The sequence below is a fragment of the Sinomicrobium endophyticum genome, from assembly GCF_052983315.1.
Genome location: NZ_JBRKIS010000021.1, coordinates 58,541 through 74,399 on the forward strand (window position 1 = coordinate 58,541; position 15,859 = coordinate 74,399).

Below are 15,859 nucleotides of genomic sequence, written 5' to 3' on the forward strand. Positions count from 1 at the left end.
AAAAAAATTAGCTGAACAACACTAAAAAACTCATCAATTACATCATTTCACATATTAGTAAATATCAGTAATTTAAGCTTATAAAAAATTATTTTAAAATATTTTGTTTTTAGTAAAAATACATCTATTTTTTGGCTCTTTTTGAGATGTTTTTGTCAATTTTTCAAAATTCTGGCCATAAACCAGGTAACAAAATGGCACCGGTAATATGCCGCTTTTTCTAAACCAGGGTATAGATGAAAATTAAATGTATCATTATAGATGACGAACCTCTTGCAGCAAGCGTACTGTTATCTCATGCAGGGGAGTTTCAGAATCTGGAAATCACCGCCTGCCACAATAATCCGATCGAAGCCATGGCTTCGTTGGAGAATAATGATATAGACGTCATTTTCCTCGATATCAATATGCCAAAGATGAGCGGGCTGGATTTCATCAAGAACATCAGCTTCGACGCATTTATTGTCATCACCACCGCCTACCGCGAATACGCCGTGGAGAGCTATGAGCTGGACGTGTTTGACTACCTGGTAAAACCCATCCCCTTTCATCGTTTTGCAAAAACGATCAACAAACTTGCCAAAGAAATCTCTATAAAACGTGGTGGGCTCGTAAACACAAAGACACAACCGGAGCCACATATGTTCTTAAAGGTAGATAAAAAAATGGTAAAAGTCAACCTCAACGATATCTTGTTTATCGAAAGCCTTAAAGATTATATAAAGGTGGTAACCACAATAGATGAATACATTGTTCACAAATCCCTGACCAATATCACGGAAGAACTCCCCTCCGCAAACTTTATACGTGTACACCGATCTTATACGATAGCCATTGATAAGGTAAAAGCGGTAGAAGGGAATATCATAGAAATAAACCACAAGCGCATTCCTATCGGAAGAAACTATATAAAACAGGCTAAAGAGAGCATTTTTAAGGATAACCAGGACCAGATATGATCATGAGAGCGAAGATTTTGATATGGTCAACCCAAAGCCCGTTTAGCCACGAATACATAAATAATTTTCAGAAAACCAATCGCTCTGAATCGGAATATTACCGGGAACAGGATTTTAACTTTTAACCAGATAATAAATAAAACCATAAAACAAATTACTAACTATAACTTTCATGGAACTATCATTCTTAGATTACTCCCTTATCTTCGGTTTTTTTGCCATAACCCTGACCATCGGTATTGTCGTATCCAGGAGTTCGGGCAAGAACACCACAGAATACTTTCTCTCCGGCCGTAGCATGCCCTGGTGGCTGTTAGGTTTTTCTATGGTAGCCACAACGTTTTCCACGGATACTCCCAACCTGGTGACAGACATTGTGCGTACGAACGGGGTTTCGGGCAACTGGGCCTGGTGGGCATTTTTACTGACCGGCTTGTCTACCGTATTTATCTATGCCAAACTATGGCGCAAATCCAATGTATTGACAGATATGGAGTTTTACGAGCTGCGGTATGGCGGAAAGCCGGCAAAGTTCCTACGGGGTTTCCGCTCCATATACCTGGGGCTCTTTTTTAACATCATCACCCTGGCCGCGGTAAACCTCGCGGCGATAAAAATAGGAGGTATTATGCTGGGACTCTCTCCTATACAGACAGTGCTTATAGGTGGAGTAATCACTGTTATATTCAGTGCCATAGGAGGTTTTAAAGGTGTTGTCTATACGGATTTTATCTTGTTTTTCACCGCTATTATCGGCGCAGTAGGAGCTGCTTATTACCTGGTAAACATCCCGGAAGTAGGAGGCATTACCAAGTTGATGACTCATGAAAATGTAGTAGGCAAATTATCTATCCTACCGGACTTTTCAGATACGGAAGCACTTATATCCATTCTTATCATCCCACTGGCGGTACAATGGTGGAGTTCCTGGTACCCGGGATCAGAACCGGGCGGAGGCGGATATATCGCGCAGCGTATGCTGGCCGCAAAAAACGAAAACCATGCCATAGCATCTACTTTTTTCTTTAACATCATGCATTATGGTGTAAGGCCATGGCCCTGGATACTGGTTGCACTGGCATCTCTGGTAGTGTTTCCGGACATAGCAAGCATACACGAAGCTTTTCCCGGAATTGAGGAGAGCAAACTGGGACACGACCTGGCGTACTCTGCCATGCTGACCAAACTTCCCAGCGGGCTTCTCGGACTTGTACTGGCCTCTTTGGGCGCTGCTTATATGAGTACCATTTCTACGCAGCTCAACTGGGGATCTTCCTATATCGTAAATGATTTTTACAAGCAGACCGTGCGCAAAAACGCATCGGAAAAAGAACTGGTAAACGTGGGGCGTCTTTCCACAGTGTTATTAATGGTTGCCAGTGCCGCAATGGCCCTCCTGCTGACCAATGCCAAACAATTATTTGACATTCTTCTTATGTTCGGCGCGGGAACCGGGCTGGTTTACATACTGCGCTGGTTCTGGTGGCGGATCAATGCATGGAGCGAAATATCCGTAATGTTTGCAGCAGCTATTACCAGCCTGGTATTGACCCTTTCTCCTCTGAAAGATTATTTTTTCGGTTACACAGAAAGGAGCGGTACATTTGTAGCGGGAGTATTCCCTTCCTGGGCCACCTTGCCGGCAATAGTATTTATAACCACCATCATATGGCTTCTGGTTACGTTTGCTACCAAACCGGAAAAAAAGGAAGTACTGTACAGTTTCTATCAAAAGACACAGCCGGGCGGACCGGGATGGAAAAGAATACTGGACCAGGCACGGGCAGAGGATGTCAATATTATGGACAGCAGGGAAAAATGGTCGGTTCCTTCCGGTATACTGGCCATGATCCTGGGATGTATATTGGTTTATTGCTGTATGTTTGCTACGGGCAACTGGATATACGGCAACTACCCGCTTGCCATAGGATTGACTATCGCCATGATCGTTTCCGGACTGTTACTGGCCGTAGTATGGAAACGTATGAAAAGTGATATTTTGTAAAGTCAGAAGCACGAAGTTAGGAGTCCGAAGATTTTTTAAGCTTTACTTCTAACTTCGTACTTCTGACCTCGCACTTTCTTCAATCTCCTTTCTGGCCGAAATGTATCAAACCGTTTCCCATGGTTTCCGACCCGGCAGAGGCTTCTTTCTGCGGGGCGGAAGCTTTTTGTGAGGCATCTTTTTCTTTGGTGAATACTTTTTGCAGCAACTCGCGGAAGGTATTAAAATCCACCTGGTACGAAAGACCGGCCCCCTGGGTATATCCTATGCGGTCCGCAAGCCATTGCTGTATTTCGTTCTCCCTGTTAAATATCCTTGCCCGGAGTGTCCCGTCCTCATTGAGCAGTATCTGCACTTCCACATCTCCGGCAACGGCCGTTTCGGCTACACCGCCGATAGGCACCCCTATCTTTCCGTTGATCAGTATACGTTCGTTTATCCGGGTGGAAACCGTTACGCCAAACCTGTCCTGTGTCTCAAAATCCAGGTTCGGGTCTCTTGTTCCGAGTTCATAGGAAAGCCCGATATCAAATTTACCATCCCCGGAGTTCAGAATATCGTTCAGCATACTAAAACCGGACTCTATAAAGTTACCTGCCACTCCACCACCGCTGATATTGATCTCATTATTGATGAAAGCACCCTGGGAGAGCAGGGACAATGCCTGTAACTCTCTTTTGCTTTTGTCATCGAGTTTATACTGCAACTCGGAATTAATCACGGCATTGGTTCCCGGAAACTGAATATCGAAATCAATATCCGGTTGCAGAAGTTCCCCGTTGAGTTTAATAATAAGGTCGGTCTCTATCTTACGGGTCACGGAATTATTATCCAGTAACACGGCGGGGTTTGCATTCAGGTTATACACGGCTTCGAGGTCTACATTTGCCCGGAGCGGATCCCCGTTCCAACTCATAAATCCACCGGGTTTCACCTTGAACTTCTTTTCTATGATGCCTCCGTATTTAAAATTGTAGTCTCCGCTATAGGTAGTAAAATCCCCCCACATACGAAACTTACCGTTGGTATTGATCTCCAGAAGTATATTTCCGGCTCCTCTTCCCCTGAGCGAACTACCCAGTTCCTTATCAATTACGATCTCCACTTCGGCATCGGGGTTTATATCCAGGTCAAATTCCAGTTCCAACCCTTTATAGTCCGCCAGTTCCCTGTCGCGGGTCTCAAAACTGGTTTCCCCCTGCTTGTCTATAAAGTTGATAAAAGAGGTATCCCCAACCGTTACCTCGTTATCCAAAGGTATCTTCAGTGATGTTCCCTTTCCGGTAGTGGCAAAAACCTTGATGGTCAATTCATCCGTAAGCCCGTATATCTGCGCCTCTCCATTGATGAACCCCGTACCGTAAAACAATTCTTCTTCGGTCTCCGGGGTATTGAGCGCCAGGAAACGCTGTCCTTGTGTGTCCAGGGAAAAATCGAGATACCAGTCGGAAAAGGCCGTATGGGTTATGGTTCCGTCAAACAAAGCCCTGGTTTTGTATTCCGTATCGGTCAGGGTTAAGCTGTTGAACTGAAAGGTCTGCCCGAACAGATCAACAGTAGTTTCGGGGTCAAAATCCAGATTAACGTTCAGGTATGGTATCTTTAACCCGGCATTTTTCAGGGTCAGCTTTCCGTTCAGATCCGGTTTTTTGAATGTCCCGGAGAGCCTGGCATTTCCGGAAACCAGTCCCCTGAGATCCGAAATAACGTCCGACCCCAGCATACTAAAGGCTTCTATTGCCAGGTCGTTCATCGACATTTTCACGTCAAGTGACGAAGCATTGTTCTCAAAAGACACGTCTCCTACTATATCGAGTATTTTCTTGTTTCCCTTTTGAATAACGGCATCTATCCCGTAACTCGAAAGGTCCTGACTACCTACGATCCCCACATCAAAATTTCCCAGGTTGATGTCGTTTACCGCAAAATCATCAATGCGAAGGCTGGACGACGGATAGAAATTTTTCCGTTGTTGCAATACGTAAAATTCCCCGTTCATCAATCCTTTCAGGTGGAGGTTATCAATATCGGGAGTTACCTTCTCCAGTGAAACATTTTTAAATTGGACCGAAAAATCTTTGTACGTGGAATCGATCATTTTCCCCTGGAGGTTAACCTGCTCTTCCTCATAATTCATCACAACTTCTTCTACCGTAATGGTATCCAAAGTCTTGCTGAACACCACCCGGTTCTTATGATTGTTATCCTTATTCAGCAACCACTGATTGCCTTTAAAGCCTACCTCGGACCTTTTTAGCCCCACAACCGATTTGTTATCGGGAGTTATGGTATGGTAGAAGTTCAGGTTATAAACATCTTTGGAATCATCGCCCCCCTGAAATTCGGTACGGAAGAACAATGTATCTTTAATAGTAGTATTGATCAGGTTAAACCTGGAAATATCATAAAAGCCGGTATGGATCTCTCCGATCTCAACATAGGTGTTAAACAGGGGATTTTTATTGTCGATCTGCAGGTCGATATTTTTAATAGCATTGCCGAAAGCCTCGATATCCGGCGAGCGGAAATTAAATTTAAAATCTCCCTCATCCGCTATCATTTCTCCTTTTACATAGGTGTTTTTACTCAGTTTCACTTCCGGGTAGAACACCTCAATGATCTTACTGTTTATAAAAAAGTTAAACTCGACATACTGACCTGGCTTTATATCATGCGGACTGTAGTTAGCATAAATACTACCCACGGAATTCTGTACTATTTTTCCCAGTTCCCGGAACGAGAAGTTTCCTTTCATAAAACCATTGATAATCTCCGGGGAATCCACCGTGAGTACCCGGCCTGTTTCGTCTATGACGGAAATGACCTTGAAATCCTCAAAGTAATAATCGTCATTCTGGTTTTTGTAATTTGTCCTCGTAAAATTGATTTCTCCTTTAAGGTTATCTATGTCGTTACCTGTAATATTCATACTTATATCCCCGGAAAAGACAGATATGCTGTCCCTGGACACAAAATTAAGGGCATGGAGGTCGGCCCGGGTAATGGACGCCCGGAAATCGAACTGGTTCTCGATCAGGGAAAAATCAGCCAGACCATCAAAACTCATCTTAAAATTTTCATCATTGGAAACCAGGGAACCGTCAAACAACTGATCTTTGACCACTCCGGAAACCATCACATCATTATAATTATAACCATTATATACGATTTGGCTCACCGCTCCCCGCACTTCCGTATTCAGTGTTTCCTTGGTAAAGCCCCTGCCGTCCACATCCATCTTCAGCGAAGTTTTCCCGAAACTGTCATCTTCGATAAATTGTCCCAGGTCAAAATCCGTCAGGGTTATGGTCCCGGTATAGGAAGCATTGTCTATATCGTTTATTTCGGTAAGCTGTAATTCGGATACGCTGCTTCCCAGATCGGTTTCCAGCTCCAGGTCGGTCTTAATTGCCGTCTCCGTGATCACGGCTATTCCACGGGCACGAAGTTGTCCGAGTTTTTCCAGGGAAGACGGCAAGGAATTTCCGAGTATATTGGGCAATAGTCCCCGCAACTGATAGTAATTGGAAGAAAGATACCCGATATTGGCATCCATCCGGAACGGGATATCCGAAGAGAACAGTCCTTTAAAATCAAAGTCCCCGCTTATACTTGTATTCTCCGTAGTTACCCGAAGATTTTTGGTTCGAAGGTCATTGAGCACCCCTTCCAGTTCCGAACTAAAGGTTACCCGTTTGCCCCGGCCAAATTCGTTATAGAAAGTATTGACCTCATCAAAGGCAATAGTGGTATTTTCAAAATTTCCTTCTACGTTTACCTTGTTTACAAAGTCGGCAAAATCCTCCCGGTCGTACAGGAAAGCCAGGTTACCCTTAATATCCGATTCGGGCGTTTCCACAGAAAGGTTTTCCAGTCGCATTTCCGTAAGCCCGTAGGAGAAATCGGTATCCAGCCTTAGCACTTCCATACCGCGATCGGCGATCAACCCGAGTTGCCTTACTTTCGTAGTAACCTCAGGGCCTTCTATTTTAAAGTCCTGCAGATCGGCACGGATTTCCCTGAAATAAAGAACTTCGGGGTTCCCGGCATTATCATCCATCACCCGGAAACGCGCATCTTCCAGGCGTATAAAAGAAGTAGTAAGCAAAAAAGGCTCCGTGCTGGTGCTCGTAGTATCCTGGCTGTCCAGTTTTTCCACAAAAACATCGAGGTTGGTATCTTCTTCTTCCGCGTAGGTACGAAGGTTAAAAAATACCCCTTTCATATCCATATCCCCGAAATTCAGTTTGCCGTCGATCATGCTTTTCACATTCCGAAAACTCAGCAGGGAGGTGTTGAGGCGGTCTACGGAAATCAGGGTATCCCGGTGATGGTCTTCAATATACACCCCGCGCAGACTAACACTGCCGAAAAAAGATATGTAAACCCTGCGTACCTCTATGTTGGTTCCGAAATCTTCGTTAATGGCCCTGGTCACCCTGTTGGCAATACCTGTCTGTACCGGGGGGAGCGCTAAAAAAATGCTCACCATTACCAGTAATACAAACAGGATCAAAAAGGTCCTGACTACTATTTTCCTGAATTTTCTGATACGCCCTAACTGGATTAACAGGTTATGAAATACGGATTACGGTTATCGCCGGTGATCGGATCGGTTAAGGAAACAACGAACAAAATACCTACCTTTGCACGCAACAATTTTTATTCCAAAAGTGCTGATGAAAGAGCAAAAAACATACATCCTGGCCATAGAATCTTCCTGCGACGACACTTCTGCCGCCGTTCTCCTTAACGGGAAAGTCCTGAGCAATGTTGTTGCCACTCAAAAAATTCACGAGGAATACGGCGGTGTTGTTCCGGAACTCGCGTCCAGGGCACATCAGCAAAACATTGTTCCGGTTGTACATATGGCCCTTGACAAAGCAAATATCGGTAAAAAAGAGTTATCCGCCATAGCTTTTACCAGTGGTCCCGGCTTACTGGGTTCCTTGCTCGTGGGAACATCCTTTGCCAAGTCCCTGGCACTGGGGTTAAATATTCCGCTTATAGAAGTAAATCACATGCAGGCGCATATTCTCGCCCATTTTATAGAGGAAGACGGTTTTGACAAGCCTTCTTTTCCGTTCCTGGCTATGACCATCAGTGGCGGGCACACACAGATCATTCGTGTGGATAATTATTTCGACATGACCGTTATCGGTCAGACTATTGATGATGCCGTGGGAGAAGCTTTTGACAAAAGCGCCAAAATACTGGGACTTCCCTACCCGGGCGGACCGCTTATAGATAAATATGCCGGAGAAGGTGATCCGAAAGCTTTCCGGTTTCCGAAACCGAAAGTAGACGGGTTAAATTTCAGCTTCAGCGGACTCAAGACTTCCATATTGTATTTTATACAGAAGCACACGGCTGAAAATCCCGGTTTTACAGAAGAAAACCTGAAAGATATTTGCGCTTCTATTCAGTACACCATTGTGAATATACTGATGGACAAACTCAAAAAAGCCAGCAAGGAAACCGGAATAAAACAGGTTGCCATAGGTGGCGGGGTTTCCGCCAATTCCGGTATACGGCTCGCCCTGAAAGAAGCTGAAAAAAAATACGGCTGGAAAACCTTTATCCCGAAATTCGAATACACCACCGATAACGCCGCGATGATCGGTATTACCGGGTACCTGAAATACCTGGAAAAGGATTTTTCCGAACAAACCGTTACCGCAAAAGCCCGGTTTAAAGTATAAGCCCTGCAATAATATCCAAATGGGATTTACATCCCTTTAAGTATTCTTTTCAACAGATTTAAATCCGGGTTTAATATTTTTTTGTATCTTACATATTTATTAATACACCCCGAATCTTAATTCTGTTTATACATGGAGCTCCGAACATCCACTTCCGGTATCATATGTATATCCTTAAGTTTTACGGACACAAATCCCGGGTGTCCATAAAGGTCCGGGATAACACATTAATCAACTAAAATTTTTTTACCATGAAAAAACACATCCTGAATCTGGGCACTCCATTGGACAAAGAGCAGCAAAGAGCCATCACCGGTGGAAAAAAACAATGTATCGTACCTGTTATATGCGATGATCCGTGGGGCGATTGCCCGCCCGCCACATGCTCCGAATACGGACTGCAGTGTGCCGAACTGGAGTGTCAACTTCTGCCATTGTAAATGACGGCGTTCGAAAGTCAAATTTCACGACGTTGAATTCCGGATCAATAGAAGACATAAACCATTTATTCGGTTTCAATAAAAATCCCGGGTTAAAGCCATCTATTCATATTTATGTACAAAACCGGATGGTGTTAGCCCGGTTTTCTGTTTGAACAGGCGCGAAAAATAAGCGTAATCTTCATATCCCAATGCCCTGGCTATTTCCGTAAACGAATTTTGTGAATGTACCAGCAATCTTTTAGCTTCCAGGATCACCCGTTCCGCAATGAGATCGGATGTGGTTTTCCGGAGAGAGGTTTTTACCATACGATTGAGGTGTTTCGGACTGATGTGCATCATATCCGCATAGGCCGAGGGTAGTTTTTCAGCCATATAGTGCATTTCTATTAACTGCTCCAATTGCCTGATCTTACGCATATAGGTTACGGATACCGGGCTTTCGGTGGTGTTACTCCGGAGATAGAGACGGCTCAGGTTTATATACAACAGGTCCAGCAAACTTGCTATACGCTGCATTTTCATAAAATCCTCACCTTCATATTCGGAGTGAATTTCACGGAAAACGGTTTCCGTTTTTAGCATATCCGCTTTATCCAGGTATAAACAGGGCGGATTCTGTGTGGAGTAATAAAACGGGAAGCCGTGTATGGAACGGTTTGTATAATGCATCTCATAAAATTCCTGGGTATGGAACACCACATAACCATCCGCATCCTCCGAAAATTTCCAGTAATGGGTCTGCCCCGGGTACATTAAAAAGACACTTCCGGGCTTTATTGCATACGAATTAAAGTCAATTTCATGCACACCATGCCCCCGGGTAAACAGCACCATAACAAAAAAATTGTGCTTGTGCGGAACTGTTATGGTTTCGTGAAAACTACCGGAATGTTCCCGGAAAGTATTGCTGTAAAAAAAGGGATACTCTTCCTGCTTCCCGAACTCTTCTATGTGTAACACCTGTATGTTTTTCATATCTTTTATCTATTTCCAAAACCAGGGTTATGCCATACACAATGTCCCAAAAGTACAAATTAAAGCGAGAATAGTATAACTCCCGATATTTACTTATTGACCAACTTTGTTCTGAATTTTTAAACCGAGGAGATCATGTCAGACATCCGGCACATTCTAAAAGAGAAATGTCCAAATTGTGAAAAAGGAGACATTTTTGAGTCCAAAGGAAATCCTTTTTATTTCCGCATGCCTAAAATGTACCGGAAATGCCATAACTGCGGCTATAAATTCATCCGGGAGCCCGGTTACTTTTTCGGGGCTATGTATGTAAGTTATGCTCTTACCATGGCGGAGATGATAGCCGTTCTGGTTCTCGGTAAATTTATCATAGGTTTGGGAAATATCTATATTTTTTTTATTATAATAGCAATGGCACTGGTATCCAGCACCTTTAACTTTCGTTTATCACGTACCATATGGCTGTACATGTTCCGAAAAAAGAAAGTGACGGAACATATTGAAATATAACCGCAAAAAAGCAAAAACATGCCCATCCAAGTAAAATATGTAGTCCTTACCGAAGATTATGCAAACTGGATTATAGAAAATACCAAAGAACATTATAAAAGACTGTTCAAGGATCACAAGAAATATCCGGACATCAGGAAGCACCTGGACGAAACTTATACACTGGAACCCCTGGTGAAAAGCCATAATGACTTTTCCAAACAAATGCTTATGGCCTTTGAAGAATCCATTCCGGTTGCCTCGGCCGAACTGATAGCTTCCCTGCCCGGAGAAGAAAAGCCGGAAGACAGTGACAAACCTCTGCTGGCACATAAAATACTGCACAACACGGAGGGGAAAGGCCTTGCGGAACTCCTTCAACGCCTGGAAGAGATCACCCGGCAAAAGAAACACGATGCTTTAATTATCCGCACCTTCAAGGCTGAAGACACTGCACAGAAGATCATACGCAATGCCGGTTTTGAATCTTTTAAAACCGGAGATGCCCAAATGGGTAATGCATCTGTGGAGCAGGTTCTTTTTATTAAAAATATGGTTTAGGTTAAAACCTCTAATTTCTATTCATTTTAGCCACGGATACACGAATCCTTGTATCCGTGGCAAAACAGATTTTCCGGGTTTCTAACCTTATCAACTCCGAACTCCAAAGGTAAAAAAACAACTAGTGACAAACTGTTTGAATTTCAAGATGTTTTTACTTTTTACCTCAACCTCAGTTTCATAGCATAAATTATTTTTTATTATATTTGTATACATAATGCTCTTGGCCACGTATTCTCCTTTTTTCAATATTATAGTGAGAATGCCTACCCTGGGGCTTTTTTTATATCATCTTATGAAAAAAACTGGTAGACGGGGGTTCTTAAAAAAACGTCCGGGCTCCCTGTAAAACCATAAAATAATAAGCTATTGCTTCTCCATACGGAGAATAACCAATAATTTATATATTCGCACAAACCAGCACAGTTTGCATTTATGAATCTATTTTACAGTCCGGACATTACCGGGGAGAAAAAACAGTTTACGTTTGACAAGGAAGAAAGCAGGCATATTGTAAGGGTACTGCGAAAGTCGGAAGGAGACAGCATATATCTCACTAACGGTAAAGGCTGGATATTCCAGGCGGAGATTACCCTGGCGGATATCCGGCATTGTACTGCCCGTATTACGGAAAAGAGCCGGCAGGAACCCCGGAATTATTACATACACCTGGCCGTAGCCCCGACCAAAATGAACGATCGGTATGAATGGTTCCTGGAAAAAGCGACAGAAATAGGTATTGACGAAATTACCCCGGTTATCTGTGAACATTCCGAAAGAACCGTGGTGAAAACCGAAAGACTGGAAAAAATTGTTCAATCGGCCATGAAACAATCCCTTTCCGCGTATCTGCCAAAACTAAATCCTCCCGTTCCGCTGGAATCTCTTCTGCAACAGGAAGCTGACGGACAACTTTTTATAGCCCATTGCGAAGAGGACGGGGAAAGACACCGGTTAAAAGAAAAAGTTGTTCCGGAACAAAAAGTAACCGTCCTCATCGGCCCCGAGGGCGATTTTTCCATAAAAGAGATCGCTCTTGCCCTCAATAAAGGATATATCCCCGTATCTTTGGGAAACACCCGGCTCCGTACGGAAACCGCGGCTGTCGTAGCCTGCCATACCGTTGCCCTCATCAACCAGTAAGCCCGTTAACGGATCCGTAAGGACACAGGGGCCTGCGTTTCATCCGGGCATAAAAAAGATACCATATGAAAAAAATAGTAATACCAATCCTTCTTTTTTTCTTCCACCTGGCATCCGCCCAGCAAATTGCCGTACTCAAATACGGTGGTGGCGGAGACTGGTATGCCAATCCCACCTCCCTGCCGAACCTTATAGCATTCTGTAATCAGCAACTGGGGACCAGGATCAGCGGAAAACCACAAACCGTAGAGGTAGGCAACATAGACATATTCCAGTATCCTTTCCTGCACATGACCGGGCACGGCAATGTTTTTTTTACGGAAGGGGAAGCGGAGAACCTGAGAAATTACCTCCTCTCCGGTGGGTTCCTGCATGTAGATGACAACTACGGTATGCGCCCTTACCTGGAAAAGGAAATGAAAAAAGTATTTCCGGATAAGGAATGGACGGAGATCCCTGCCAATCATCCCGTTTATCACCAGAAGTTTCCGTTTCCGGACGGACTTCCGAAAATACATGAACACGACAATAACCCCCCGCAGGCTTTCGGATACTTTCACGAAGGAAGGCTGGTCTTCCTCTTCACTGTCGAATCCGACCTCGGAGACGGATGGGAAGACCCCGAAGTACACAACGACCCGGAAGAAGTACGACAAAAGGCCCTGCAAATGGGAGCGAACATCGTACAATATGTATTTGAGAATTAAAACCATGCAGCTTACCCACAGCAATAACCCGTTCCAAAAGAAAGAATTTCCCCTCACCATCGTTTGCGATACCGTTACCGGCCCGGCCAATATAGGCGGACTGTTTCGCATTGCCGAAGCCTTCGGCGTACGGGAAATACGCTTCTGCGGCAGCCGTCCGCCCGAATTTTCCCCCAGAATGAAAAAAACTGCCCGTGCAGCAGACAAATACGTACCCTACTCCTATGACGAGGATACCGAAAACACTATTGCCCGGTTAAAAGAGGAAAAATACACCCTGATCGCCCTGGAAATTACGGAGAACAGTTTGCCGGTAAGCCGTTTCGATTTCTGCGGTCTCCAGAAAATTGCGCTGATCATCGGTAATGAAAACCTGGGGGTATCCCCCATTATTATTGAGAATTCCGACCATTGTATCCACATAGATATGTTTGGCAGTAATAGTAGCATGAATGTGGTTCAGGCTACGGGAATTGCCTTGTACGAAATTACCAGGCAGATAAAAACATAAATAATTTCTCTGAAATCCTTTTATTTTAACAGGAATAGACTCGACAGGATTGCAACATTTAGTTATTTTTGCCGTGTGAAACACGCTTTTCTCATATTAGCATTACTTATCTGTTTCAGACCGGCCTTTCCTTTCCTGGAATATGCGGCTAATTACGATTATATTTCCAGGGTGCTTTGTATCAACAAAGACAAGCCCAAGATGGAGTGCTACGGTAAATGTTACCTGATGAAAGCGGTAAAGGAAGTCGAAACCGACCGGAAAGACAAGCCAACCCTGAAGTTCGAACAACAGCTTTTATTCTTCCGGAATACGGAAGAAGTAGCGACCATTTCCTCTTCTACCCCTGTTTACACCGTAAACACTTATTTTCCCTCCGTTAATTATACTTCCCTCTCCGGCGACAGTCCGCTGAAACCACCTATTTCATTGCTTTAAATTTCTTTTTCCTTTACGGAAACTAATATTCCATTATTTTCAGGATTTCCCCGTAAAATACCGGAACAGGCCGCATTGCAATACTATGTAAGGCCCGAACCGGCATACACGGGAGATTTCCGTTCATTCGAAATTTAAAATTACAAGCAATGAGATCTTTCAGACTATACACAATACTAATTACGGTTTTCACTACAGTTGTCGCTTGCAACACCAAACCGTCCGAAGAAGCAGAAGCATACCACAAGCTTTTTGACGAAGTAATCGCCGTACATGATGAAATTATGCCCGAAATGGGAAAACTGAATTCACTGTCCAAAAAATTGAAACAAGAAGCGGATTCCGTCAATACGCATTCCGGTATCCTGGACAGCCTGGAAATGTCCTACAAAGCCATGATGGACTGGATGAAGGATTTCAGTGAAAAATTCCCCTATGGCGAATTCAACCCGAAAGACAAAACCCGGGAAGAAATTACCGCTAAAGTGAATATCCTCGAGGAAGAAAAAAATGAAGTTTACGAGCTTCGCGAGCTTATTAATCAAAGTATTGAAAAAGCCGAAAAGCTGCTGAACGAGAAATAATTCACCTCCTTAAACCGGTTTCTTGAAAAACTCCCTTTTCATATTAGCATTCCTGGTGTGTTTTAAACCACTGTTTCCCGTACTGGAATACGTGGTGAACTACGATTACATTGCCAACGTACTCTGCATTAATAAGGAACGTCCGAAAATGCAGTGCTACGGAAAGTGTTATCTCATGGGGGCCATCGCAAAAGAAGTCGTAGACAGCAATGATAAAGAAGGGACCGAAGCTCCTAAAAAAACGGAATTACCCTTGCTTTATATCGAAAAGGACAACCCGTTTCCCATCATCCGGAACAATTCCGTTTACAAACCGGGGAATGCTTTTTTCCCATGTGATACCATTTATTTTTTCTTACCGGTAAGCCGCCCCCTGAAACCACCGATCGCATTATCCTGAATATCGGTTAACACATAAAAGTATCTTCCCCTGGAATGATAACAGGGACAGGTACACCTGTTTTTCAACTTAAATTAAATAAAAATGCGATCCAATACATTCAAATCTCTTTTATTTATTGCCCTTGCCGGCCTTTACACCTCATGTTCCTCTGATGACGACTCCGCATCACTAACAGGAGAAGGACAAGTATCCATAGAATTCGATAACGGTATGGCAGGCGATGACCTTATACTTCATACTTCCGCATATACCAACGGAAATAACGAAACCCTTACTATCGACAGGCTGAACTATATTGTGAGTAACTTTACACTGACAGATGACCGGGGAAACACTTTCGTATATCCCAAAGACGACAGTTATTTTGTGATCAGCGAGGAAAGTGAAAAAACCGAAATCACTCTTACCGGAATTCCCGCGGGGAATTATACAAAACTGCAATTCGGTATCGGTGTAGACCAGGAAAAATACCTCCAGGGAGCCGAAGGACAGGGAAATTTCCTGGAAGAAGCGGAGCAGGAAGAAATGATGTGGTCCTGGCAGGCCGGTTATAAATTCCTGAATTTCGAAGGCACCTTTATTTCGTCCACCGTAACGGAACCCGCGGAATTCAAAATCCATATGGGAAGCCATGGCTCCAGCCTGGACAATTATCGCGAAGTCACCCTGAACCTCAGCACTCAGGCGATAGTAAGCGAAGAAATGAACCCGCTTATCCACTTATCCGTAGACGCGGATAAAATATTGAACGGTTCCGATAAAATGCTGCTTTCCGAAGAACCGGTTATTATGATCAGTGAAGAAAAATCGCCGAAAATCGCCGAAAATGCAACAGAGATGTTCTCTGTAGATCACGTACATAACGGCTCAGGTAATCATCATTAACAATCAAAGAGAAGAAAGCCCGACCCCAGGGTTTTCTTTTCTCTCTAAAGAAGA

General features: G+C 43.8%; 15 protein-coding genes. 13 read left to right on the forward strand and 2 right to left on the reverse strand.

The window, feature by feature from the left end:
- Positions 1–236: 236 nt before the first annotated feature.
- Both ACVBDU_RS06935 and ACVBDU_RS06940 read left to right on the forward strand, forming a co-directional pair.
- Positions 237–959, forward strand: coding sequence for a LytR/AlgR family response regulator transcription factor (locus ACVBDU_RS06935; RefSeq protein ID WP_447179038.1), 723 nt, complete (start codon positions 237–239; stop codon positions 957–959).
- Between the two features lie 172 nt (positions 960–1,131).
- Positions 1,132–2,964 (forward strand): sodium:solute symporter family protein, encoded by a 1,833-nt coding sequence (locus tag ACVBDU_RS06940; RefSeq protein WP_447179039.1) that lies wholly within the window; start codon positions 1,132–1,134, stop codon positions 2,962–2,964.
- Between the two features lie 79 nt (positions 2,965–3,043).
- Here ACVBDU_RS06940 and ACVBDU_RS06945 read toward each other — a convergent pair whose 3' ends face one another.
- Positions 3,044–7,480 (reverse strand): translocation/assembly module TamB domain-containing protein, encoded by a 4,437-nt coding sequence (locus ACVBDU_RS06945; RefSeq protein ID WP_447179040.1) that lies wholly within the window; start codon positions 7,478–7,480, stop codon positions 3,044–3,046.
- 163 nt (positions 7,481–7,643) lie between these two features.
- Here ACVBDU_RS06945 and tsaD point away from each other — a divergent pair, with 163 nt between their 5' ends.
- Together tsaD and ACVBDU_RS06955 are read left to right on the forward strand one after the other, a co-directional pair.
- Positions 7,644–8,666: a tRNA (adenosine(37)-N6)-threonylcarbamoyltransferase complex transferase subunit TsaD gene (gene tsaD, locus ACVBDU_RS06950; protein WP_447179079.1), complete on the forward strand. Its 1,023-nt coding sequence runs from the start codon at positions 7,644–7,646 to the stop codon at positions 8,664–8,666.
- Between the two features lie 251 nt (positions 8,667–8,917).
- Positions 8,918–9,106 carry a hypothetical protein gene (locus tag ACVBDU_RS06955; protein WP_447179041.1) on the forward strand — a complete coding sequence of 63 codons (189 nt, stop codon included), beginning with the start codon at positions 8,918–8,920 and terminating at the stop codon, positions 9,104–9,106.
- A gap of 102 nt (positions 9,107–9,208) precedes the next feature.
- On the opposite strand, the gene ACVBDU_RS06960 is transcribed toward ACVBDU_RS06955, so the two are convergent.
- Complete coding sequence (locus ACVBDU_RS06960; protein ID WP_447179042.1) at positions 9,209–10,084, reverse strand: AraC family transcriptional regulator; 876 nt, start codon at positions 10,082–10,084, stop codon at positions 9,209–9,211.
- A 135-nt stretch (positions 10,085–10,219) separates the two neighbouring features.
- On the opposite strand from ACVBDU_RS06960, the gene ACVBDU_RS06965 reads away from it, so the two are divergent.
- The 9 genes from ACVBDU_RS06965 to ACVBDU_RS07005 all read left to right on the forward strand — a co-directional run bounded on the left by ACVBDU_RS06965 (position 10,220) and on the right by ACVBDU_RS07005 (position 15,805).
- Positions 10,220–10,594 (forward strand): DUF983 domain-containing protein, encoded by a 375-nt coding sequence (locus tag ACVBDU_RS06965; RefSeq protein ID WP_447179043.1) that lies wholly within the window; start codon positions 10,220–10,222, stop codon positions 10,592–10,594.
- A gap of 18 nt (positions 10,595–10,612) precedes the next feature.
- A complete protein-coding gene (locus ACVBDU_RS06970; RefSeq protein ID WP_447179044.1) occupies positions 10,613–11,134 on the forward strand; it encodes a hypothetical protein in 522 nt (173 codons plus the stop codon).
- 435 nt (positions 11,135–11,569) lie between these two features.
- A complete protein-coding gene (locus ACVBDU_RS06975) occupies positions 11,570–12,277 on the forward strand; it encodes a 16S rRNA (uracil(1498)-N(3))-methyltransferase (protein ID WP_447179045.1) in 708 nt (235 codons plus the stop codon).
- Positions 12,278–12,342: 65 nt separating this feature from the next.
- Positions 12,343–12,984, forward strand: a complete 642-nt coding sequence (locus ACVBDU_RS06980; protein ID WP_447179046.1) for a DUF4159 domain-containing protein — start codon at positions 12,343–12,345, stop codon at positions 12,982–12,984.
- Positions 12,968–13,495, forward strand: coding sequence for a TrmH family RNA methyltransferase (locus tag ACVBDU_RS06985; protein WP_447179047.1), 528 nt, complete (start codon positions 12,968–12,970; stop codon positions 13,493–13,495). Before ACVBDU_RS06980 ends, ACVBDU_RS06985 begins: the two co-directional genes overlap by 17 nt.
- A 75-nt stretch (positions 13,496–13,570) precedes the next feature.
- On the forward strand, positions 13,571–13,933 hold the full coding sequence (locus ACVBDU_RS06990) for a hypothetical protein (RefSeq protein ID WP_447179048.1): 363 nt from the start codon (positions 13,571–13,573) through the stop codon (positions 13,931–13,933).
- A gap of 149 nt (positions 13,934–14,082) precedes the next feature.
- Entirely contained in the window at positions 14,083–14,517 is a 435-nt protein-coding gene (locus tag ACVBDU_RS06995; RefSeq protein ID WP_447179049.1) for a hypothetical protein, read from the forward strand.
- A 22-nt stretch (positions 14,518–14,539) separates the two neighbouring features.
- Positions 14,540–14,917: a hypothetical protein gene (locus tag ACVBDU_RS07000; RefSeq protein ID WP_447179050.1), complete on the forward strand. Its 378-nt coding sequence runs from the start codon at positions 14,540–14,542 to the stop codon at positions 14,915–14,917.
- A gap of 84 nt (positions 14,918–15,001) precedes the next feature.
- Positions 15,002–15,805, forward strand: a complete 804-nt coding sequence (locus ACVBDU_RS07005) for an MbnP family protein (protein ID WP_447179051.1) — start codon at positions 15,002–15,004, stop codon at positions 15,803–15,805.
- The last annotated feature ends 54 nt before the right edge of the window (positions 15,806–15,859 follow it).

What these genes read in the sequence shown, in the direction of transcription:
- ACVBDU_RS06935 (WP_447179038.1), top strand. Translation starts at nt 237, where the DNA reads ATGAAAATTAAATGTATCATTATAGATGACGAACCTCTTGCAGCAAGC.
- ACVBDU_RS06940 (WP_447179039.1), top strand. Translation starts at nt 1,132, where the DNA reads ATGGAACTATCATTCTTAGATTACTCCCTTATCTTCGGTTTTTTTGCC.
- tsaD (WP_447179079.1), top strand. Translation starts at nt 7,644, where the DNA reads ATGAAAGAGCAAAAAACATACATCCTGGCCATAGAATCTTCCTGCGAC.
- ACVBDU_RS06955 (WP_447179041.1), top strand. Translation starts at nt 8,918, where the DNA reads ATGAAAAAACACATCCTGAATCTGGGCACTCCATTGGACAAAGAGCAG.
- ACVBDU_RS06960 (WP_447179042.1), bottom strand. Translation starts at nt 10,084, where the DNA reads ATGAAAAACATACAGGTGTTACACATAGAAGAGTTCGGGAAGCAGGAA.
- ACVBDU_RS06965 (WP_447179043.1), top strand. Translation starts at nt 10,220, where the DNA reads ATGTCAGACATCCGGCACATTCTAAAAGAGAAATGTCCAAATTGTGAA.
- ACVBDU_RS06970 (WP_447179044.1), top strand. Translation starts at nt 10,613, where the DNA reads ATGCCCATCCAAGTAAAATATGTAGTCCTTACCGAAGATTATGCAAAC.
- ACVBDU_RS06975 (WP_447179045.1), top strand. Translation starts at nt 11,570, where the DNA reads ATGAATCTATTTTACAGTCCGGACATTACCGGGGAGAAAAAACAGTTT.
- ACVBDU_RS06980 (WP_447179046.1), top strand. Translation starts at nt 12,343, where the DNA reads ATGAAAAAAATAGTAATACCAATCCTTCTTTTTTTCTTCCACCTGGCA.
- ACVBDU_RS06985 (WP_447179047.1), top strand. Translation starts at nt 12,968, where the DNA reads ATGTATTTGAGAATTAAAACCATGCAGCTTACCCACAGCAATAACCCG.
- ACVBDU_RS06995 (WP_447179049.1), top strand. Translation starts at nt 14,083, where the DNA reads ATGAGATCTTTCAGACTATACACAATACTAATTACGGTTTTCACTACA.
- ACVBDU_RS07005 (WP_447179051.1), top strand. Translation starts at nt 15,002, where the DNA reads ATGCGATCCAATACATTCAAATCTCTTTTATTTATTGCCCTTGCCGGC.